Raw genomic sequence first — 22,554 nt, forward strand, 5'->3', positions numbered from 1 at the left:
TTTGGGTATATCTTATATAGAGTTAAAATAAATTAGCTGGATTTACGAGTGAACCATCTTTATAAACTTCAAAGTGTAAATGAATACCTGTAGAGAAGCCAGTAGTACCCATAACACCAATTTTTTGTCCTGCTTCTACTACTTGACCTGATGAAACGTTAATCGATGCTAAGTGAGCATAAATTGTACGATAGCCATTGTTGTGATTGATAACAATTTTATTGCCATAACCGCCATCGTCCCATCCAGCCGAGGTGACTGTACCGTTATCTGCTGCTAAAATAGAGCGATCACTTACACCAGCAATATCGATTCCTTTGTGGTAAGAACCCCAACGTTCGCCAACATGACTTGAAATATAACCACCAACTGCCGGCCGCACAAATTGGCCTGAACCACGTGATGGAACGACTTTAGTTCCTTTGACAACTATCTTTTTAGTAGGTTCTTTCGTTATATTTTCTTCAACGATTTCCATATCTACACTTTTACCATTAACTTTTTCAATTCGGTAATGAGTTTCAACAGTACCATTTTCACCTTCTTGTTTTACCTCTTCTTCACCTTTATACATTTCTTCAGACTCTTCTACTTTTGTTTCATATGCAATTTCATCTTCTTCTAACTTTTCTTCTACAACTACTACTTTTACAAATGGTTCATAGGAAGTGACCTGAAGCTCATCACCGATTTGGATCAAAGAGTCTTCATTTAAATCTGGATTCAGTTCTAGTAATTCATCTAATGATAGTTCGTATTCACTTGCAATCGAGCCTAATACATCACCCGCATCGACAACATGTTTTTTGTCTTCTAACGTTCCTTTTTCTAATAAAGTAATGCCTTCCTCGACAGATAAAATTTTATCTTCTGAAACTTTTTCTTCTTCAAGTGTAACTTCTTCTGTTAGTGATACGTCTATAATATTAGAATCACCTACAGATAATGGTTCTGTTTCTTCTGTATCACTATCTAATGTTTCGAGAACATCAGCACTAACGAATTTTTCTTTATAGGCTTGAATAACTTGGTCTGCCTTTTCTTCTTCTTCAAAATAACCAATTACTTCGTCGCCTATTTTTAAGGCTTTTGCTTCTACACCAACTGTTATGTCATTTTCTAGATAATCCAATACTTCTTGGTTGTCTGCTTTTGAAGAAAATACTTGTTCCGTAACATAGGTAATCTCTTCATTTATTGTATATGTATAATCATTATCTTCTTGATGTTCAGAGAGTTTATCCGTGATATAACTTTCCACGACTCTTTTGTTGTCGACCATCCCAACATGTTCATTATCTACATAAACATGATAGACATTTCTTAAGTCTGCCTCATCAGCCAAGACAACTTGTGATGTTAGACCTGCTGCAACCACGCCAGCGATCGTTAACCGCTTGACTAACCCTTTTACATTACTTCGCATACCTACTTCCTCCTATAACCCCAAAACATTTCTTTATATTATCTTTAATTCGAGTTTTTCTACCTTACCTAATCTATCATATATTAAACTATGATAAAATAATTTTAATCGTAATGTAACAAAACTGTATAATAAAAGCCATAATTTTACAATGACCGTAAAAAAAGTCACTCAATTTTAATTTGAGTGACTTTTGATTTATATAGGCGAATGCCTGGTTTTTCTAATATTTAACTATAAACACTTCTTACAATATTCGTTTGTGAACGATCTGGTCCTACTGAGAAAATCGACAGCGGAATACCTGTTAATTGTGAGATACGTTCTAAGTAATGACGGGCATTCTCTGGTAACTCATGCAAACTTTTTACTCCTGTAATGTCTTCTTTCCAACCTGGTAATTCTTCGTAAACAGGTTCACATTCTGCTAGGATTTTTAAGCTTGCTGGAAATTCTTCCATAATTTCGCCTTTATATTTATAGGCAGTACAGATTTTTAACTTCTCAATTCCCGTTAGGACGTCAATAGAATTTAGTGAAAGATCGGTAATACCACTTACACGGCGAGCATGGCGTACAACGACACTATCAAACCAACCAACACGACGAGCTCGGCCTGTTGTTGTGCCATATTCATTACCTACTTCGCGGATTTGATCGCCTACTTCATCATGCAATTCTGTTGGGAAAGGTCCATCGCCAACACGAGTTGTATATGCTTTTGATACACCTACGACATGATCAATTTTAGAAGGGCCTACGCCAGATCCAATCGTTACGCCACCTGCAATCGGGTTTGACGAAGTAACAAAAGGATAGGTACCTTGGTCAATATCCAACATAACACCTTGTGCACCTTCAAATAGAACTCGGCGTCCATCATCTAATGCATCATTTAACACAACAGATGTATCTACTACATATTTTTTCAATTGCTGTCCATATTCATAATATTCTTCTAGAATGTCTTCTACTTGAATTTGTTCTGTTTCATATACTTTTTCAAACAGACGATTCTTTTCTTTTAGATTGCTTTCTAATTTTTCACGAAATGCTTCTTTATCTAATAGATCTGCGATACGAATTCCAACACGAGCCGCTTTGTCCATGTAGGCAGGACCGATACCTTTGCGTGTTGTTCCTATTTTGTTTACACCTTTATCTTCTTCTTGTAAAATATCAAGTTTTAAATGGTAAGGTAATATGACATGGGCACGGTTACTAATTCGTAAATTATCTGTGCTCACGTCTTTGTCATGTAAGTATTTTAATTCTTCGACCATTGCCTTGGGATCAATAACCATTCCATTTCCAAGTACACACACTTTATCTTCAAAAAAGATCCCTGAAGGAATTAAGTGTAGTTTATATGTAATACCATCAAATTTTATAGTGTGTCCTGCATTATTTCCACCTTGATAACGTGCTACTACCTCTGCGTTTTGTGAAAGAAAATCAGTAATCTTACCTTTTCCTTCGTCTCCCCATTGTGTTCCAACAACGACTACTGAAGACATAAACGGCACCTCCGCCTTATCAATTTATTCATTTCATTCATTCCAAACTAATTTTACCAACGATAAAGACCAATGTCAATTTTATATACGAACAATTTCAGTAGTTATTATTATTATCGTTCGTGAAAAATGAAACACGGTAGTTTTACAGTACTCTTTCACATACAAGTCGCGCAAAAGTAGCTCTAACAACCTAGAGCGCTATTTTTTTATTTTATTTTTCGTCATATTTTAATAGCGTTTTATGACGGAACATGATATAATAAGTATAAAAACGAGTAACGAAACAGGTGATAACGTGTATCTGAAAAAAACGAAAAACAAAAAAGGCCGTATCCATTTATCGATTGTGGATTCTTATTATGATAAAGAGAAAAAATATGATCGTCAGGTAACCATAGAAAGTTTGGGATATCTGGATGAATTAGAAAAAGAATACGACGACCCGATTGCTCATTTTAAAAAACGAGTAGAGGAATTAAAGAAAGCGAAAGCAGCACAAAAAGAACCGATACAACTAGAACTTTCTCCGAACGAAAAGATAAAAAAGAAGAAGGACTATCGCAAAAATTTTGGACACGTGATCCTGAGCCAACTTTATCATCAGTTACAGCTAGATACCTTTTGGAAAAATCGTGCCAGACGTCGCTCCTTTGCCTTTGACCCTAATATTATTTTCAAATTATTAATTTTTACGCGATTATTGTATCCCGGTTCCAAGGCGAAGTCGTTTGCCTCTCGTTCTTTATTTTTTGAACGAAACACTTTTGAATTGGCGGATGTATACCGCGCACTCACCTTCTTTCATGAAAAAAAGGATGACTTGTTGAAATGGCTACATAACCAAGTGACTAGTCAATATGGACGGGATACCACTCGTGTTTTTTATGATGTGACCAATTATTATTTTGAGTCCGATACGATCGATGAAACAGACATGCGGCGTAAAGGAGTGTCGAAAGAGCATCGACCGAATCCGATTGTGCAGATGGGATTGTTTATGGATAACCAGGGAATACCGATCACTTATCAACTATTCCCTGGCAACACCAATGATTGTATGACGTATCGTCCCAACTTAAAAAAATTGAAACTGGATTATGGTATAAAACGAGCCGTAGTTGTGGCGGACAAGGGAATGACAACGGGGGATAATATCTGGTTTACCTTATCAGCAAAAGACGGCTATGTATTCAGTATGTCGGTACGTGGTGCCAATAAAGAATTAAAAGAATATGTCAAAAACGAAGCAGACTATCAATGGGTTGGAAAGGAATACAAGCGAAAGTCCCGATTGTACCCAAGAGATATTCTGGTAACAGCGAAAAATGGATCCAAAATGAAAAAGCAAGTACATGAAAAACAAGTGGTATTTTGGAGTGCGAAATATGCCAAAAAAGCCAAATATGAACGAGAGAAAGTCATTCAAAAAGCGAAAGCATTAATGGAGAATCCTGGCGCTTATAAGAGAGCCACATCCGTTGGAGCAAGCAACTATATTAAAGATATTGCGTTCGACAAAACGACAGGAGAAATCTTAACACCTAAGAAACAACTGCACCTCAATGAGAAGAAAATACAAGAACAAGAAGCATTAGATGGGTACTATGTGCTGATTACAAGCGAATACAGGGAAGCTGATGATGCGATTATTGATATGTATCGGGGATTGTGGCAAATTGAAGAAACGTTTCGTATTACCAAAAGTGACTTAGAAGCACGACCGGTTTACGTATCCAGAAAAGAACACATTGAAGCCCATTTTCTTACGTGCTTTGTCTCCCTTGTGCTTGCGCGTATTTTACAGGTAGAATCAGACGGCAAGCATAGCGTCGCCAATTTATTGGATAGTTTACGTCAGGCGGAATGCACGGAACTCACTCAGAATTATTATTTATTTGATTATTATGATGACATTCTAGAAGAATTAGGAACCAAATTTCACATCGATTTCTCGAAAAGGTATAGGAAATTAGGAGAAATTAAAAAAATTTTAGGGAAGACGAAAAAAGGGTCTATTTCACGATGAAAAGTTGAAAAATAAGATACCCCTTCTTCCTTTGTGCGCCAAGGGATGAAGGGGTGTTTTTGTCTAATTCCACTGTAAAACTCAGGATTCCAAACTAATTTTACCACCGATAAAGACCAATGTCAATTTTATATACGAACAATTTCAGTAGTTATTATTATTATCGTTCGTGAAAAATGAAACACAGGGACGGTTCGGGACCAGTGAAAAAGTCACCGAATTCCCCTGTATTTTAAAAAAGTCATTAAATAATAGATTTTTGTGACATTTTAATAAGATATGTCACTATAAAAACCCCCTAAATGGTATAATTAGTACGTCCAAATACCAAACCATTAGGGGGTTTTTCTTCATGCTTCGAAATCATTCAAAGCAATCTAGTTTTCACTCTGTATTATACGATAAAATTCCAGAAAATCATATACTAAAAGTCATTTCTTCTGTCATTGATTTTAGCTTTATTAATATATTGCTAGAAGACACCTATTGTAAAGATTTTGGGCGTCCAGCAAAAGAACCGGAAATGATGTGTAAGCTACTTTTTCTTCAACACTTATACAATTTATCGGACGAAAAAGTACAAGTAGAAGCTCGTTTAAATTTAGCTTTCATGTACTTTATAGGCATTAATCCTGAAGATGAATTACCCGACAAGAGTCTTCTTTCCAAATTTAGAACACATCGTCTTGGAGAGGATACACTTGATGGTATCCTCACAGAAATGGTACGTCAATGTGTGGAAAACGGCATATTACAAGGGAGTAGTGTGAGCATAGATGCCACGCACATTATGGCAAATACAATTAAGAAAACCGATCATGAGCTTACCAGCTCCTGGATTCAGAAGGCGAAGGACATTCTTTATGACCCTAAATTTATAAATCAAAAAGGGGTTCGCTCCATTGTGGATGAAGATGCAAGGGTAGGTCGCAAAAGTAAAACAGAATCGTTTTATGGATTTAAAGCAGAATTTATGATGACTACTGTGGAACGCATTATTACGGCCGTTCGTACGGGACACGGTGCTTATTTGGATGGTAGCTTCATGAACGAGATATTGGAATTAACACTTAAAAGCGGAATGACTATCGAAGAAGTATATGGAGACAAAGCTTACTTTAGAAAACCAATATTAGAAGCAATTGAAGCCATAGAGGCACAACCTTTTATTCCAGTTAGTTCTACCGTATATCGTATAGATGAATCTAATTTTACTTATAACAAAGATTCGGATGAATGGTCCTGTAGCCAAGGTAATACCACGGTCAAAAAGAAATATTTCACATCAAAAAACAAGGACGGGGAAAGGCAAGGATATAAGTATTATTTTGATATCGAGCAGTGTAAAGCATGTCCGTTACATGATTTGTGCGCTAAAAAAGCAGCACGTAGAATTCTAACAGTTGGTTTAAATACGGCAGAGTTCTACGACATATCTCAATATCAAAAGAGAGAAGAATTTAAAGAAAAATATAAAAAAAGAGCTTCTATTGAAGGGAAAAATGCGGAGCTTAAACGATTCCATGGCCTAGCTCGAGCAAGGGGATATGGTCTATTCAGCGTGTCTCAACAATCAAAGTTAGCAGCAATAGCAACAAACATTAAGCGGATAGCAGCAATAGCATCCGCCTAATAGCCTCAAATACCCCTAAAAAATTACCGAAAATTCATACAAAAACAATTTTTGGCTTTGTTTAGAATCCCTTCTTTACTATCTCCAATAAAAAACATTACTTTTTCACTGATCCCGGACGGTTCTGCTGTTTCATTTATACTTTGACAATAAAAAAGAAACACGAGAACCGTCCCCGTGTTTCGTTGTTTCAGGCCTTATTAAAAAATGTGTTTATGTGAGCGATGAGGGCTTCATTGTTCTGTGCTTTTGTGTGAAATCCTACATGTGCATCAGGACGGATCAACATGGTATGACCATTACTTAGCGTGAATTTCTGTTCAAACTCCCTATATACATCATAAATAACCGGTAGTTGATTGCCTTCCATATTTGGAATTCCTCCTTTGACTACAAGTAAAGTTTTTACCAAGTCACCGTATTTACTGGTTATTTGCTCTGCCAAAAGGTTGGCATACTGAATGATTTCTTTTGTTTGTTCTTCCATATAGACTAAACATAGAAATGGCTGTGTTTGCAGCAACTGATATAACCTTCGATCTGGTATCTCTTTATATAAAAACGAAACATCTGGAATTCTTTCACCAGCTTGTAAACTATCCTTTTTTAAGCGGGAGTCTGACAATTTCTTATTAAAAGGTGAGGTATCATAATGGTATTTAATATGGGATAAATTATTGGCAATACGATATTGAATTTTGGAACTGGTTAACAACCCTTTTGTCACATAATTTCGAACCTTTCCAACTGTTGCTTTTGTCGATATAAACCTTAGTAAGCGACTGGTCTGTTGTAAAATATCCTTTGCTATCGGGCGTCGTTCTTGATCATAGGTTTCAAGTATCTTTGCTTTTGCATAACCTTTAATGACAGTTGCAAGTTTCCAGCAGATGTTCGCTGCATCTTGTAAACCCAAATTCATTCCTTGTCCTCCGAGCGGGTTGTGAATATGTGCTGCATCTCCAACAAAAAATACTCGACCATACTGATAATTTTTCACTTGCTTATGTGCGGTTCCAAAATAAGTGAGCCAATTTGCATCCGTGATATCAATTGATTTATTTGTTACATGATCAATACGTTGATTTAATTTTTGTAATGAAAGTTTATCCTGATGTTGTCTCTTCCCTTGTATGGAAAGATCTAGGCCTACTAATCGAAATGTTCCATTCAGATATGGAAAAAAGACAATTGCACCTCTTTCATTAATAAAGCCAGTAATCATGGAATGATCTACTGTAGATGTTGCTATATCTCCAAGAAAAAATGTCTTGCCTTCCTTTTCCCCGATAAATTCAACCGCTAATTGCTCTCGTACTTTACTATGGGCACCATCACAAGCTAGTAAATATTGGCCATGATACTCGATTGTCTCACCATCTTTTTCTACCGTTACACGAACACCTTCATCACTATTTGTCACATCTATTAGTTCTTCACCTCTATTAATCGTTCCACCGTTATTATTAAGATGGTTTTCAAGTATCTCTTCTGTTTCTGTTTGAGGGATAGCAAGCATATAGGGAAACCTGCTTTCAATGTGATGCAAAGCTAATATGGATTGCTTTTGTTCGCCCATATACAGTTTAGCACCATGTGCTGGATAACCACGTTCGATAAAGGGCTCAGCCATTCCAAGTAAATCTAGCATTTCCAATGTCCTAGCATGAATGCCCATTGCTTTTGAAAATACGGAGCGATTCTTTTGCTTTTCGATACAAACATAGTCGATTTTATAATGCCTCAATTGATTCGCTGCCATCAAACCTGACGGACCGGCTCCAATTACAATCACATCTGTTTGTACTTTCTTCATGGTATATTCTCCTCTTTTCCTTTTAATGAAATTTACACTGTGTATATTTTTACTACAACATGTTGTATAATTTAATTATAAATAGACCATAACGATCGTACAATAGATGATTATCTGCATATTGTAGTAAAAACAACACAATGAAAGGTAGTGTGAATTTTGTCTGCAATATTTAACAATTAGGGGGAAATTGTAATGAAAAAAATGGATCCAAGGGTAAAAAAAACACGAAAGTTTTTGGAAGAGGCCTTAATAGATTTAATCGAGGTGAAGGGATTTGAAGCAATAACAGTTGGAAATCTCGCGGAGAAAGCAGAAATAAACCGGGTCACTTTTTATCAACATTACCATGATAAATATGAATTGCTAGAACAAACAATTGAAACTATGCTAAGGGATTTTATTGAAGCAGTTGCACCAAATAAACGGGAAGAATTAGTTACAGACAAAGATGAAACGAACAATGTTTACTTACAACTTTTTCAGTTCGTGTACGAGCATCAATCTTTTTTTAAAACAATGCTAGGTGAAAATGGCGTCACTTTATTTCATAATCGAATGACGACTAGTATCCAGCAGTTTGTATCCGATACGTTAGCACAGCTGGCTCCAAATGAAAGTAACGCCAAGGTTCCACGAGAAATTGTTGTTCATTATGTAGCAGCCGCAAGTATTGGGTTAATCAAATACTGGGTACAAACTGGAATGACCTATTCCCCACACTATATGGCGAAACAATTAACATTTTTAGAAAGGAATGGACCGATTAACGCAATATAAGAAAAGTCCAGAGCACCCACTTAGAAACGTAGCGACTTCGGCATCAACTGAGATAAAGGAATCACGGTGAATTTACGAGCCGATGATGACTTTCACCTGAAGGCATAAGTGCGACTAAGCCTCTGGTTTCACCAATCGGCAAGTCTTCTTTATCGTAAGGCGATTCGTGAAGTCGCCTAGTTTCTGGGTTGCTCGGAGCTAGACATGACAAGGCTTATATACTTTCCCTATAAAAAAATGAAACACGAGAACCGTCCCCGTGTTTCACTCATTCATCCTGGTGGTACGTCGCTGCCTTGGTAGCGGTGGTCTAGGTCGACGAATTTGTTGTATTCTTTTACGAAGGCGAGGTCGACTGTGCCGACGGGGCCGTTACGTTGTTTTGCGATGATGATTTCGATTATGTTTTGCTTTTCTGATTCTTGATCATAGTAGTCATCACGATAGAGGAAGCCGACAATGTCTGCGTCTTGCTCAATACTTCCTGATTCACGTAAGTCGGACATCATTGGTCGTTTATCCTGACGAGATTCCACGCCACGCGATAGCTGTGATAACGCAATAAGTGGCACATTCAATTCCCTTGCTAAGCCCTTTAAGGACCTGGAAATTTCCGATACTTCCTGTTGTCTGTTCTCTTTTGAATTAACACTACCTTGAATCAGTTGCAAATAGTCAATTAATATCATTCCAAGACCATGCTCTTGCTTTAAACGGCGGCACTTTGAACGAATCTCACTTACTCTGATACCTGGTGTATCATCGATAAAAATTCCCGCATTAGACAAGCTCCCCATTGCCATTGATAAACGTCCCCAGTCTTCTTCTTCCAAAGCACCGGTTCTTAAGCGCTGGGCATCAATGTTTCCTTCTGCACATAACATACGGGAAACCAACTGGTCTGCTCCCATCTCCAAACTAAAGATCGCGACATTTTCTTCTGTCTTGATTGCTACATTTTGGGCAATATTCAAAGCAAATGCGGTTTTACCTACAGAAGGACGGGCGGCAACGATAATCAGGTCATTGCGCTGGAACCCTGAGGTGATGCGATCCAAATCACGGAATCCAGAGGCAATTCCCGTCACTTCGCCCTTATTCTTATGTAATTGATCGATATTATCATAAACATCCATCAAAACATCTTTAATATTTTTAAAAGCAGAAGCGTTTTTGCGATTGGATACTTCTAAAATACGTTTCTCTGATTCATTCAGTACTTCTTCAACTTCATCTTCTTTGGAAAAACTGTCTGTCACAATATCCGTAGCAGTCCGGATTAACCTTCTAAGGATCGATTTCTCCTCGACGATCTTACAATAATAAACCATATTGGCAGCAGTCGGTACGGCACTTGCTAAATCACTTAAATAAGAAACACCACCAACGTCATCTAATTGTTGTGTATTAGCCAAAGATGTCGTTACGGTCACAATATCTATCGGTTCACCTTTGTCAGCAAGCTCTAACATCACGCGGAATATCTGCTGGTGACTTGCACGATAAAAATCCTCTGGAATTAATATCTCAGAAGCACTCGAGATTGCATCTGGCTCCAGAAAGATGGCTCCGAGTACCGCTTGCTCTGCTTCCATATTATGTGGTGGTGTCCGTCCTTGAATTGCATCTGTCATATCCTTGCACCCCTTCTTACGCCTTAAACCCTCTTACAGAAAAAGGGAAGCAATAAGCCTTCCCCTATCTCTTATACTTCAACAACATGTACTTTTATTGTTCCTGTTACTTCAGGATGGATTTTCACTGGAACATTCGTATATCCTAACGTACGAATTGGCTGATCAAGTTCGATTTTACGCTTGTCCATTTTGATGTTATGTTCTTTCTTTAACGTTTCAGCGATTTGTTTACTTGTAATCGAACCGAATAACCGGCCTGCTTCACCTGATTTTGCAGTTAATTTCACTTCTAAATTCGCTAACTTTTCTTTTAGCTGTTTTGCTTCGTTTACTTCTTCTTTTTCTAGTTGTTTCTCTTTATTTTTCTTCGCATCTAATGCTTTCATATTTGCTTGATTAGCTTCAATCGCTAGATTATTTTTCAGCAGGAAATTACGTGCATATCCGTCCGATACGTTTTTTACTTCCCCTTTTTTTCCTGTATTTTTCACATCTTTGGTAAAAATCACTTTCATTCTGAATCTCCTCCTTCATAATATTCATCAATAATATCTTTTAACCATTCATAGGCATCGATAACAGCCATATCATCTAATTGGGTAGCAGCATTGGTTAAGTGGCCACCACCATTCATTTTTTCCATAAGCACTTGGACGTTTATATCCCCTAAAGATCTCGCACTAATTCCGATACGACCATCCTTTCTTTCCGAAATAACAAAGGATGCTTCGACACCTGTCATCGTTAAAAGTGTATCGGCAGCTTGTGCGATCACGACAGGACCATAGGCTTCGCGCGAATTCCCTACAGAGATTGCGATATTGCCTCGATAAATATTCGTGTTCTCTATCAGCCTGCTCCGTTTCACATATATATCTAAGTCCTCTTTTAAGAATTTTTGCACAAGTACCGTGTCAGCCCCTTTTGAGCGCAAATAGGAAGCTGCGTCAAAGGTACGAGAACCCGTCCTTAATGTGAAACTTTTGGTATCAACAATAATACCTGCTAATAATGCTGTAGATTCTAACATATTTAAGGTGAGCTTGCTTGGTTGATATTCTAATAATTCTGTCACTAACTCCGCAGTTGAGGAGGCATATGGTTCCATATAAACTAAGGTTGGATGATCTATAAACTCTTCGCCTCGGCGATGGTGATCAATAACCACCACATGGTCTGTTTTATGAATTAATTTTTCCTCTTGTACCAAGGATGGTTTATGCGTATCGACAATGACCAACAAGGTGTCTTTTGAGACGATATCTAATGCCGAATCAGGGTCAATGAAATGCGACCATAGCTCCTCTTTCTCCTTCATTTCCTCTACTAGTCGCTGCACGCCTGTATCAATATCGTTTTCATCCAGTACTATATATGCCTCAATATCATTTGCTTGTGCAATCTTTAATACGCCAATTGAGGAACCAATTGAATCCATATCTGGAGCCTTGTGCCCCATTACCAAGACTTGATCGCTTTCTTTCACTAATTCCTTTAAGGCATGGGAGATAACACGGGCTCTAACTCTTGTTCGTTTTTCCATTGGATTTGTCTTACCACCATAAAAACGAACTTTACCTGATTCATCATCTTTTATGACGACTTGATCTCCACCTCGTCCTAACGCTAAGTCCAAGCTTGATTGCGTTAACTCCCCTAATTCTGGTAACGACTCGCTACCCAACCCGATGCCAATGCTTAATGTCAATGGAACATTTTTGTCGGTAATCAATTCCCTAACTTCATCTAGTATTTCAAATTTTATTTTTTCCAAGTGCCCTAATATATTTTGATTCATCACAGCCATGAAGCGTTCCTGTGACGTACGTTTCAAATAAATACCATGTTCCTGCGACCATTTGTTAAGCGTTGCTGTCACCTGAGAGTTTATTTGACTTTTTGCCGTATCGTCCATGTTTTGGGTGATCTCTTCATAATTATCTAAAAAGATGATACCTAACACCGTTTTTTCATTTTGATACATCTGATGTAACTCGGTCTGTTTTGTTCGATCAAACAAATAGAGTAGTCGCTCTTCTTTCTTATTGTAGACCTGGAAATCGTAATCATCAATCGTTAACCAAAAGGACTCCTTATTATCTTTCAAATATGAAACGATTTTATCTGATAAAACTTCTAAATTCTCGCCAACTATGGTTTCTGCCTTGGTAAATTCATTCAAATAGGGGTTTGCCCACTCAATTTGAAAATCATCACTATATAACATGATTCCAATTGGCATTTCTAATAAAGCCTCTTCACCAACTTTTTTAACCCGATAAGAAAGTGTCGAGATGTATGCCTCTGTTTGATCTACCAGTTTTCGTTCACGGTTAATACTGTAATATAATGACACAGTAAAGAATATCGCCATGATGATCCCAAGGACCCAGTGATAATAAAACAGAAATATAAGTAACAGAAAGGATAATAGATAAATACCTATTATATGCCGTCCCATTACAACTGATTTATCTGTAAATTTTGGCATTGTTGTCAGCTCCTAACTAAAGTACCTCTTTACTTTGCCATTCTTTTTCTTAATTCAAACCCTAAATCAATTATACCTAAGATTCTAATCAAATAAAGACCTATTAGCGGAAAAAATACTACAAACAGAACACTAATAATAGGTAATGCCATTGACTGACCTTTTGTATGACTGTAAAAAAAGATAAAGGATAAACCTTGTAAAGCGATCAGGATTCCTGCCAAATGATAGATGTTCCATACTACAACAGATGCAAGCGTGGAATAATCATCCGCTACAAAAAGCGAAATAATTAACGTAAAGAAATAGATCCATAATATAATTTTCGGCAATTGTAGTTTACGAAAAGCAGGGAAATAAAACTTCTCTTTATACCATTTATTCATCACTTTAAAAGATAACCACTGAGTTAAGATTGCTAACGCCATCGATACAACTACCAAAATTACCGGCATCAATTGTAACGTATTCATCATCTGCTCTCGTATAATTTCGAAATCTTGCTGGCCCATCCCCACACTTTGAAATAAACCCTCGGTCATCTTTAATGATTCATCAATGGTTTTCTCGAAATTCTCCATAATCGAAAATTGAAGTACCACTTCAATATAAGCGTAAACAAAAACCAATCCTAAAACAAAACCAGCTGTCCCTTTTGCCCATATTTCATATGGATGTTGTTGTTTGGTAATCGACCAGCCAATCATCCCTCCACTAATAAATGCTATGATTGTTAAAGGAACGGATAGGAAAGGAAACACCAATAAAGAAAAAAGAAACATGATCCCTATTGCTAGCGCTGTCCATTTTAGAGGGTATTCCTTCATTAATAAAATAATCGGAATAGGTAATAAAAATAAAAATATGCCCGCTAAAAACGGTGCTAGTACCGTTAATAATATAAGTAAGAAGAAAACCCCTATATAGATGAAAAAATCTTTTTTAATCGGTTGTTGATTCATCGCTTAAACCACCTTTGACTTGCTCTATTTGATCGAAAAAGCACAGCAAGAAAGCGCTGTGCTTTTCCTCCATACCATTGATTTCTATTCTAATTATATACGAACTATGTAGTAGCGACAAATTAAAGCTTTTATGTGAAAATGATATACGATTCTACCTTGTTTCCAGTATAATAAGTATGGAATCAAATGAGGAGGTAGACTAAATGATTAATACTATAATTTTTGATCTTGATGATACTTTATTATGGGATAAAAAAAGTGTGAAAACAGCATTTGAAACAACCTGCCAATTAGCGAAAGAAAAATATGGTGTCGATCCTGACAAGTTAGAAGAAGCTGTTCGTGAACAAGCTCGAACTCTATATCAAGGTTATGAAACATATGAATTCACGCAAATGATTGGCATTAATCCGTTTGAAGGATTATGGGGGAATTTCTTAGATGACCATACCTATTTTAAGAAAATGGCTGAAATTGTGCCTAACTATCGCAGAGATGCCTGGACACAGGGTTTACAGCAGCTAGGTATTGAAGATAAGGAATTTGGTGCTTATTTAGCGGAACAGTTTCCCATTCATCGTAAAAACAGTCCGTTTGTGTACGAGGAAACTTTTTCGATATTAGAGAAATTACAAAAGAACTATCAATTAATTATGTTAACAAATGGATCTCCTGATCTGCAAAATACTAAGTTAACGATCACCCCTGAACTTAATGATTATTTTGATCATATTATTATTTCAGGTGGATTTGGTAAAGGGAAGCCTGACCCTAGTATTTTTGAGCATGTATTAGAGGTTGCAGAGGTTTCAAATGAAGAAGCGTTGATGGTTGGCGATAATTTAATGACAGACATATTAGGAGCGAATCGTACCGGAATTAAAAGTGTCTGGATTAATCGCGAGGATAAAGAGAAGAATGAAGTAGAGCCAACATACGAAATCAAACACCTAGAAGAACTATTCGCATTGCTATAAACAATACTTAGTATATTAATTACTATTGGGCAGATTTTGATGCAAAAAGAGACTGAGACATACTTATTACTTTATTAAACTCGAATGATGCTATATTTTTTGTTGCATAATATAGCGGCCGGAGCGCTATGTTAGCACACTATTGGTTTCAAAATTACTACAATGCATAGCGTAATATGTCCCTACTACGCATAAAAATCCAAACGAAGTCACATCGTTTGGATTTTTATAATTATCGAATTATTTTGTTGCAGTTTATAATTCCATTGCTGTTAGTTTTTCGATTTCGTCTATTTCTTGTAAAGCTTTAATTTCATCTTCTTCAAGGTATTTATCTACAGTCAAGATCATGATAGCTTCTCCACCTACATCTGAACGTCCTACTTGCATGGCGCCAATGTTGATCCCTTTTTCTGCAAACATACTACCAACTTTACCAATTACACCTGGTCGGTCATTGTGCTTAATGACAACAAGGTTACCCTCGGGTACAACATCAACACTATATGCATCTACTTGTACAATTCTTGGTCCTAAACCATTCAGTAATGTACCAGAAATAGAACGTGTGACATTTTTGGTTTTCACTTCTACTTTAAGTAGATTGGTGAATCCTTTTGGTGTAGAAGATTTATTTTCATTGACTTGAATGCCACGTTTTTCTGCTAAATAAGAAGCATTAACATCATTAACATGGTCACCAAGATGACGTTTTAGTAAACCTTTAATTGTATTACGGGTTAGTGGTGCTACTTCCATTTCCGTTAATTCACCAGAATAAGAAATGTTAATCTCTTCGATTACACCGCTCGTTAAGTATGTTAAGAAAGTACCTAATTTCTCAGATAGATGGAAATATGGTTCAATCTTGTTCATGATTTCTTTTGGCACTGCAGGTAAATTAACAGGGTTTTTCGCTACTCCTTCTGTTAAGTAACGTACCACATCATGGCTAACATCGATCGCTACATTTTCCTGTGCTTCTACCGTACTTGCACCTAAGTGTGGTGTTGCGATTACTTCTGGCAATTCTAACAGGCGATGGTCTGTTGCAGGCTCTTCTTCAAATACGTCTAATGCCGCTCCTGCTACTTTTCCTGATTTAATTGCTTCATATAAAGCATCCTCATCGATAATCCCACCACGAGCACAGTTAATAAGGCGTACTCCATCCTTCATTTTTTCAAACGCTTCTTTATTTAATAAGTGTTTTGTTTCTTTAATCAAAGGCGTATGTACTGTGATAAAATCTGCAGCTACTATGACATCTTCTACTGAGCCAAAGTCTACTCCAAGTTTATCCGCTCTTTCTTTTGTTAAAAAAGGATCATACGCAATAATGTTCATGCGTTGGCCTTTCGCTCGTGCAGCTACTTCTGCGCCAATTCTCCCCATACCAATAACACCTAATGTTTTACCTTTCAATTCGACCCCTACATGTGTTTTACGATCCCACTTTCCATTCTTTAATGCTAAAAAGGCTTGAGGGATTTTACGTGCTAATGACATCAACATCGCAACCGTATGCTCTGCAGCAGAATTGGTATTACCATCTGGTGCATTTACTACGATTACACCATATTCAGTTGCTGCACTTAAATCAATGTTATCAACACCTACACCTGCACGACCAATGATTTTAAGATTAGATGCTTGACTAATAATATCTCTAGTCACTTTGGTTTGACTACGTACAAGTAATGCATCATAGTTACCAATTTTTTCTGCTAATTCATCAGCTGATAAACTTGTCTGAACGTCCACTTCAATATTGTCTGCCTCACGTAACGGTTGGATTCCATCTTCACTTAACGGATCACTGATTAATACTTTAAAAGCCATGGTTGTCCCCTCCATTATTAATGGTAATTTCTTTTTGATATTCACTTATTTAAATTATAACATTTAATTCGTGAATATTTTCACTAAAAAAGTTATCTACTATCCATTTCCATCTATTATAGCACTTTTATTTCCTCTATTACTACTCAATTTATCCTTCAATCATAGCAAAATTCGTGATAATGTCAAGGGCATTAATCGTGTTTAGTTGTTTTTAATGATCTTTATTATTAATATCGATGCTTTTTTTGATCAAATTACGAACATTCACTAAAATTTCTAGTCTATATTTCGTCTATATATATTCCTTGCTTGCTTTTAGAAAAAATATCACATCCAAAAGTGTAAATTTTCCGTTAGCTATATAAATATTTGTTCTTGCTCTTTTTCTCTTTTATAATAGATAAAACTTACAGCAAAGGAGAAGGCCATGAATGAACAAGACGTAAAATTATACGAAAACATTCAGCATGGGGATCAAACTGCACTAGAATCCTTATATGATAAGTACGAAAAGTTATTATTTTCTTTTATTTTTAAAATAACCAATAATCGTGAAATAACCGAAGAGGTTATCCAAGAAGTCTTTCTAAAGGTTTGGACAAAAAAAGGGATGTACGACTCTTCTAAAGGGAAATTCTCTTCTTGGCTCCTGACAATCTCACGCTATGCTGCTATCGATATAATGAGAAAAAAGAAAACAAGCCATTACTCTATAGAAGAAAGAGATGCATTACAAAATGAGGCGCCTTCCTTGGAAGAAGAATTAGAATGGAAAGAAGAAAGTCAAAATATAAAGAAGGCGATGCAACAATTAAATGAGGATCAGCAGAAAGTGATTACCTTATTTTATTTCAAGGCGTTGTCTCAACAAAAAATTGCAGAACAGTTAAATATACCATTAGGAACTGTGAAAGGTCGAGTCAGGCTAGCACTCCAACATATGAAAAAGCATATCATAGCCTTGGATCAAAGGGGGGATATAAATGAATAAGCAATGTGAACAATTAATTGATTATTTTAATCATCAATTAGATATAGATGAACAACAGAGATTTGAAGAACATTTAGAATCATGTGAGACCTGTCAACAGGAATTACTTGAATTACAATCATTAACAGAAGACTTACCATTTATATCTGAACCTATTACACCCAATCAAGGTATGAAAAATAGAGTTTTAAATAACGTGGTAACTCAACCACAAGAAGAAGCGGAAAAAAATACGAAAGAGGAAACAGATGCAAAAACTGTCTTAGAAAAGCCACTAGCAGAAGAAACAAACAAGTCGAAATTCAAGAGAAAATATTCCTCTTTTATCCAAAATGGTCTGGCTGCTGCTTTGGTACTCTCTTTAATAGGGAATATCTATCTTCTCAATCAGCCTAATGGAACTTCTACAGAACAAGAGGAAGCGATTGATCAAATCTTAAATGTTGTTTCCTTACAAGATACAGAGATCATGGATGCATCAGGTCAAGCCTCCTTCATTCAAAATGGAGAGGAGAAACTATTAGTAGTTCACGCAGAAAACTTGAGTGACATCGATAAGGAAGAAGCTTATCAGGTATGGTTGTTAGAAGGCGAAACACCTCATCGAGCAGGTACCTTTGTACCAAATGATAACGGAAATGGTGCTGTAGCATTCTCACTAACAGATTTAGAGGAAGCTGACGTCAATTGGGATACAATTGCGATCACACTTGAACCTAACCCCAATAATCAAACACCTGAAGGCGATATTATATTAGCCGCTGGTATAGAAGGATAAGAAACAGAGGTTACCATACGTGGTAGCCTCTGTTTTTATTACAACGCAAAACGTCTTCGATATCCCACTGATTAAAAACCTCACTTTTTTTAAGAAAAACCGGGAAGCCCCCCGGTCCTTTTAGTAGTAATTTTGAAATGGATAATAGATTTAACACCCGCTACGGCTTGCCCACTTCGCTATCCAAGGGGCGTGTCTTCAGCTAACTTTGTAAAGAAGATCACGCTGATCCCTTAGGAGTCGAAGTGGCCGCCTGCGCTACATAATGCGCTACAATGGGTGTAAGTAGTGATATGGCGACTTTTATTTATAAACCTCGACAAGTTAGCTGTCACAAACGTTGTAGAACCACTTTATAGCGTAGGCCGTCCGCTTCCACTCCTGTGGCATCCGTTTTCCCTGAAGATCCACTTTTTTGAGCGGTTTGTGCTCGAAAAAGTTAGCTGAAGGGAAAACGCCACTGCATAGAAAACACTACGAAAGCTTGCTTGAGTAGATGTTGCACTTGTGCCCGTGGTAAAAGGGAAGTGGACAGCCGGAGCGATTTCCTTGCACACGATAACTCTCATAATAAATAACATAACTAATCAACTATATCTTACTTTGTTTCATATTTAAAACGGGAATTGGATACCAAAATGCTGTAATACCAACGGTTATATACTTCTACTTACCAAAAAAATTAGAAAATTTTATTTTTTTGTGATCCAAATGATTTTTTCTTCCGTATGCTTGGTGAAATAAAAATTTAAAGGAGTGTGTTATAACATGTTTTGGAAAAAATCACTAACGCTAACGTCTGTTGTTTTACTTATTTGGATTGGATTGGTTGGAGCTGTTCATGCTGAGGACCATCCGTCGCCGACAGTAGATACACCAGCCAGTGAATTACGTTCAGACTTAGATCATTTATTAAGTGAACACGTTTACCTAGCGATTGAAGCAATGAGAAAAGGTGCTGAGGGTGCTGAAGACTTTGACGCTTCCACCAATGCATTAAATGAAAACACGGATGATTTATCAAATGCGATTGCTTCTGTCTATGGAGATGAAGCTGGGCAGCAATTTAACGAGATGTGGTCCAACCATATCGGCTTCTTTGTCGACTATGTCGTAGCTACTGGTGAAGAAGATGAAGCTGGTAAAGAAGAAGCACTAGATAACCTTTCTCAATACCAAGAAGAATTTTCTAACTTCTTAGAAAGTGCTACTGGAGAAAGATTAGAAGCGGATGCCCTTGCAGAAGGACTTCAAATGCACGTGGATCAATTAGTAGGTGCTTTTGAAGCCTATGTGATGGAAGATTACGAAAAAGCTTACGAATATGAAAGAGAAGCAATGCATCATATGTATATGGTAAGTAAAGGCCTATCTGATGCCATTACAGATCAATTCCCTGAAAAATTCGATGAAACAAAAGCTGTAACACCTGCAAATGACTTACGAAGTGAACTCAATTACTTGTTATCAGAACATGCTGGACTAGCAGTAATTGCAATGCAAAATGGTATTGACGGTGCTCCCGATTTTGATGCATCCGCGAATGCGTTAAATTCCAATACCGAAGATTTAGCTGACGCGATTGCCTCTGTCTATGGAGACGAAGCTGGACAACAGTTCAAAGAAATGTGGGCAGCACACATCGGCAACTTTGTAGACTATGTAGAAGCTACCGGTGCAGAAGATGAAGAGGCACAACAAGCTGCATTAGACGCTTTAGCTGATTACCGACAGGAATTTTCACAGTTTATCGATACGGCTACTGAAGGTCGTGTTGCGGCAGATGGTTTAGCAGAAGGACTTCAAATGCATGTTGAGCAATTAATCGGCGCTTTTGATAACTATGTAGAAGGTAACTATCAGGAAGCTTACGATCATGTTCGTGAAGCTTATGCTCATATGTTTATACCAGCAAAAGGATTATCAGGAGCTTTTGTCGATCAATTCCCTGAAAACTTTAAAGATAACATGCCTTCTGAAATGCCTAAAACTGGACTTGCACCGACTGAAACCAACAATTTCACAGCATTATGGACAATCGCTGGATTACTAGTTTTAGTTGCAGGTGGAGGATATTACTACAATAGAAGAAATGCAGAAAAATAGTAAGAAAAATCCGGTTAAGTTAGACGACTTAACCGGATATTCTTATAAAAAGTTGGTGAACCTTATGGAAAAAATCATCTATTTTCTCTTGATCACAGCAATATTAGTAGGATGTTCCACTACAGAATCAGATAAAACAGCTAGTGCGAACCCCTCAAATACCAAACAAGTAGAAAATGCCAACGAAATGGAAACTCCTACTCCATCAAAAGATAGCAATCAAACTGCTAATCTAGATCCGAAACCGATCATAAAAGATAAAAGAACAGGTATGAAACCAACACGAATTATTATTCCCGCTATTGAAGTTGATGCCTCTATTGAATATGTAGGATTACTGGAAAATGGCAAAATGGGTGTACCCGATGGTCCAGATAATGTTGCATGGTATAAAGATGGAACCCTCCCAGGAAGCCCTGGTAATGCAGTCATTGCGGGCCATGTCGATGATACAGTTAATCCTGCCGTTTTCTATGATCTAAATAAACTATCTGAAGGTGACGAAATTTATTTAGAAAATGATAAGGGCGCTAGAATAACTTTTGTCGTTCAAAGGAATGAAGTATATCCTAGAGAAGATGCTCCATTAGAAGAAGTGTTTGGTTTCACTTATCGTAGTATGCTGAATTTGATTACATGTGAAGGGCGGTTTGACGAAGAAATCCAAGGAAGAGTTGACAGACTCGTGGTATATGCCGAGTTAAAATCCAATAACACTTAAAAAATGTTGCTGTTTAGATAGCAGCATTTTTTATATTTATCATTTACATAAGGTAAAAGCACAATTTGACGAGCACGTTTAATTGCTCTTGTCTCTAACCATATATAAGCCTTTAAACTTACAAATTATGCATATCTTTAGCTCCATTCATTTGCAATTATTTCTAAATTAAAATTGACAGTTTTGTATATTTTTGGTATATTAACACTGTTAAGTTAACACCGTTAATATAAAAGGAGGTTAATAATGAAGAAGTCAAATGGTGAAGAAGCTAAACAAAAAATCATAGATGCTGCCCGCTCTTTATTTATCTCAGAAGGCTACCACCAAGTATCTATGCGAAAAATTGCAAACACCGTTGGGTACTCTCCAACAAATATTTATAATTACTTTCAAAATAAAGATGAACTTGTTTTCCATCTACTACAAGATGGCTATCAATTATTTTATTCAGCTCTAAAGGCCCCTATTCAAGAGGATGAGGACACACCTATCAGATTAAAAAAACTCCTACATGCATATATTCAATTTAGCATAGACTCCCCTGAATATTACGAATTAATTTTTGTTCAAAATCTTGAAAATCAGCATCATATATCTTTAATGGAAAGTGATCGTTTAAGAGGGTTTCAACTTTTAGTTGATCAAGTGGAAGATTGTATAAAGGAAGGTTGGATAAATGAAAAGGACGCAGTAATCATAAGTCAATCGATTTGGGCTCATTTACATGGGATAGCATCTTTATTAATTTCATTCCAGACATTTCCTTGGAAACAAAAGCAAGATCTTATTTCTTTTCATATCAATACTTATCTGAATGGAATTATTAAATAAAAGGTGGG

16 protein-coding genes and 1 pseudogene are annotated in these 22,554 nt (G+C 36.8%); 9 read left to right on the forward strand and 8 right to left on the reverse strand.

Translation table 11 applies throughout. From position 1 onward, the window contains the following. Positions 1 to 22: 22 nt before the first annotated feature. On the reverse strand, positions 23 to 1,426 hold the full coding sequence (locus BN3107_RS18885; RefSeq protein ID WP_058309163.1) for a peptidoglycan DD-metalloendopeptidase family protein: 1,404 nt from the start codon (positions 1,424 to 1,426) through the stop codon (positions 23 to 25). 230 nt (positions 1,427 to 1,656) lie between these two features. Then, the gene (locus BN3107_RS18890) at positions 1,657 to 2,943 is read right to left on the reverse strand and encodes an adenylosuccinate synthase (protein ID WP_058309164.1); all 1,287 of its coding nucleotides are present in this window, start codon (positions 2,941 to 2,943) and stop codon (positions 1,657 to 1,659) included. 298 nt (positions 2,944 to 3,241) lie between these two features. Here BN3107_RS18890 and BN3107_RS18895 point away from each other — a divergent pair, with 298 nt between their 5' ends. Continuing rightward, positions 3,242 to 4,972, forward strand: a complete 1,731-nt coding sequence (locus BN3107_RS18895; RefSeq protein ID WP_058309165.1) for an IS1634 family transposase — start codon at positions 3,242 to 3,244, stop codon at positions 4,970 to 4,972. Between the two features lie 352 nt (positions 4,973 to 5,324). Continuing rightward, positions 5,325 to 6,602, forward strand: a pseudogene (locus BN3107_RS18900) (IS1182 family transposase); the annotation flags it as partial. 193 nt (positions 6,603 to 6,795) lie between these two features. Here the strand turns inward: BN3107_RS18900 and BN3107_RS18905 are convergent. Then, complete coding sequence (locus BN3107_RS18905; protein WP_058309167.1) at positions 6,796 to 8,421, reverse strand: FAD-dependent monooxygenase; 1,626 nt, start codon at positions 8,419 to 8,421, stop codon at positions 6,796 to 6,798. Between the two features lie 195 nt (positions 8,422 to 8,616). Between BN3107_RS18905 and BN3107_RS18910 the strand changes: the two genes are divergently transcribed. After that, complete coding sequence (locus BN3107_RS18910) at positions 8,617 to 9,201, forward strand: TetR/AcrR family transcriptional regulator (RefSeq protein ID WP_058309168.1); 585 nt, start codon at positions 8,617 to 8,619, stop codon at positions 9,199 to 9,201. A 272-nt stretch (positions 9,202 to 9,473) separates the two neighbouring features. Here the strand turns inward: BN3107_RS18910 and dnaB are convergent, their stop codons facing one another. The 4 genes from dnaB to BN3107_RS18930 all read right to left on the reverse strand — a co-directional run bounded on the left by dnaB (position 9,474) and on the right by BN3107_RS18930 (position 14,291). Next, on the reverse strand, positions 9,474 to 10,835 hold the full coding sequence (gene dnaB / locus BN3107_RS18915; RefSeq protein ID WP_058309169.1) for a replicative DNA helicase: 1,362 nt from the start codon (positions 10,833 to 10,835) through the stop codon (positions 9,474 to 9,476). A 71-nt stretch (positions 10,836 to 10,906) separates the two neighbouring features. Next, positions 10,907 to 11,353: a 50S ribosomal protein L9 gene (gene rplI, locus BN3107_RS18920; protein WP_058309170.1), complete on the reverse strand. Its 447-nt coding sequence runs from the start codon at positions 11,351 to 11,353 to the stop codon at positions 10,907 to 10,909. After that, positions 11,350 to 13,329, reverse strand: a complete 1,980-nt coding sequence (locus BN3107_RS18925; RefSeq protein ID WP_058309171.1) for a DHH family phosphoesterase — start codon at positions 13,327 to 13,329, stop codon at positions 11,350 to 11,352. Before BN3107_RS18925 ends, rplI begins: the two co-directional genes overlap by 4 nt. Positions 13,330 to 13,358: 29 nt before the next feature. Continuing rightward, positions 13,359 to 14,291, reverse strand: coding sequence for a YybS family protein (locus tag BN3107_RS18930; RefSeq protein ID WP_058309172.1), 933 nt, complete (start codon positions 14,289 to 14,291; stop codon positions 13,359 to 13,361). A gap of 206 nt (positions 14,292 to 14,497) precedes the next feature. Here BN3107_RS18930 and BN3107_RS18935 point away from each other — a divergent pair, with 206 nt between their 5' ends. Beyond that, positions 14,498 to 15,271 carry an HAD family hydrolase gene (locus tag BN3107_RS18935; RefSeq protein WP_058309173.1) on the forward strand — a complete coding sequence of 258 codons (774 nt, stop codon included), beginning with the start codon at positions 14,498 to 14,500 and terminating at the stop codon, positions 15,269 to 15,271. Between the two features lie 255 nt (positions 15,272 to 15,526). On the opposite strand, the gene serA is transcribed toward BN3107_RS18935, so the two are convergent. After that, positions 15,527 to 17,113 carry a phosphoglycerate dehydrogenase gene (gene serA, locus BN3107_RS18940; protein ID WP_058309174.1) on the reverse strand — a complete coding sequence of 529 codons (1,587 nt, stop codon included), beginning with the start codon at positions 17,111 to 17,113 and terminating at the stop codon, positions 15,527 to 15,529. A gap of 430 nt (positions 17,114 to 17,543) precedes the next feature. Between serA and BN3107_RS18945 the strand changes: the two genes are divergently transcribed. The 5 genes from BN3107_RS18945 (at position 17,544) to BN3107_RS18965 (ending at position 22,546) form a co-directional block, all read left to right on the forward strand. Next, positions 17,544 to 18,107, forward strand: a complete 564-nt coding sequence (locus tag BN3107_RS18945) for an RNA polymerase sigma factor (RefSeq protein WP_058309175.1) — start codon at positions 17,544 to 17,546, stop codon at positions 18,105 to 18,107. After that, a complete protein-coding gene (locus BN3107_RS18950) occupies positions 18,100 to 18,885 on the forward strand; it encodes an anti-sigma factor (RefSeq protein WP_058309176.1) in 786 nt (261 codons plus the stop codon). Before BN3107_RS18945 ends, BN3107_RS18950 begins: the two co-directional genes overlap by 8 nt. A 768-nt stretch (positions 18,886 to 19,653) precedes the next feature. After that, entirely contained in the window at positions 19,654 to 20,991 is a 1,338-nt protein-coding gene (locus BN3107_RS18955) for an LPXTG cell wall anchor domain-containing protein (RefSeq protein WP_058309177.1), read from the forward strand. Between the two features lie 64 nt (positions 20,992 to 21,055). Next, complete coding sequence (locus BN3107_RS18960; RefSeq protein WP_077065182.1) at positions 21,056 to 21,712, forward strand: class F sortase; 657 nt, start codon at positions 21,056 to 21,058, stop codon at positions 21,710 to 21,712. Positions 21,713 to 21,958: 246 nt separating this feature from the next. Then, positions 21,959 to 22,546 (forward strand): TetR/AcrR family transcriptional regulator, encoded by a 588-nt coding sequence (locus tag BN3107_RS18965; protein ID WP_058309179.1) that lies wholly within the window; start codon positions 21,959 to 21,961, stop codon positions 22,544 to 22,546. The last annotated feature ends 8 nt before the right edge of the window (positions 22,547 to 22,554 follow it).

It is taken from the genome of Gracilibacillus massiliensis (assembly GCF_001458115.1).
GTDB classification, from domain to species: Bacteria; Bacillota; Bacilli; order Bacillales; family Amphibacillaceae; genus Gracilibacillus; species Gracilibacillus massiliensis.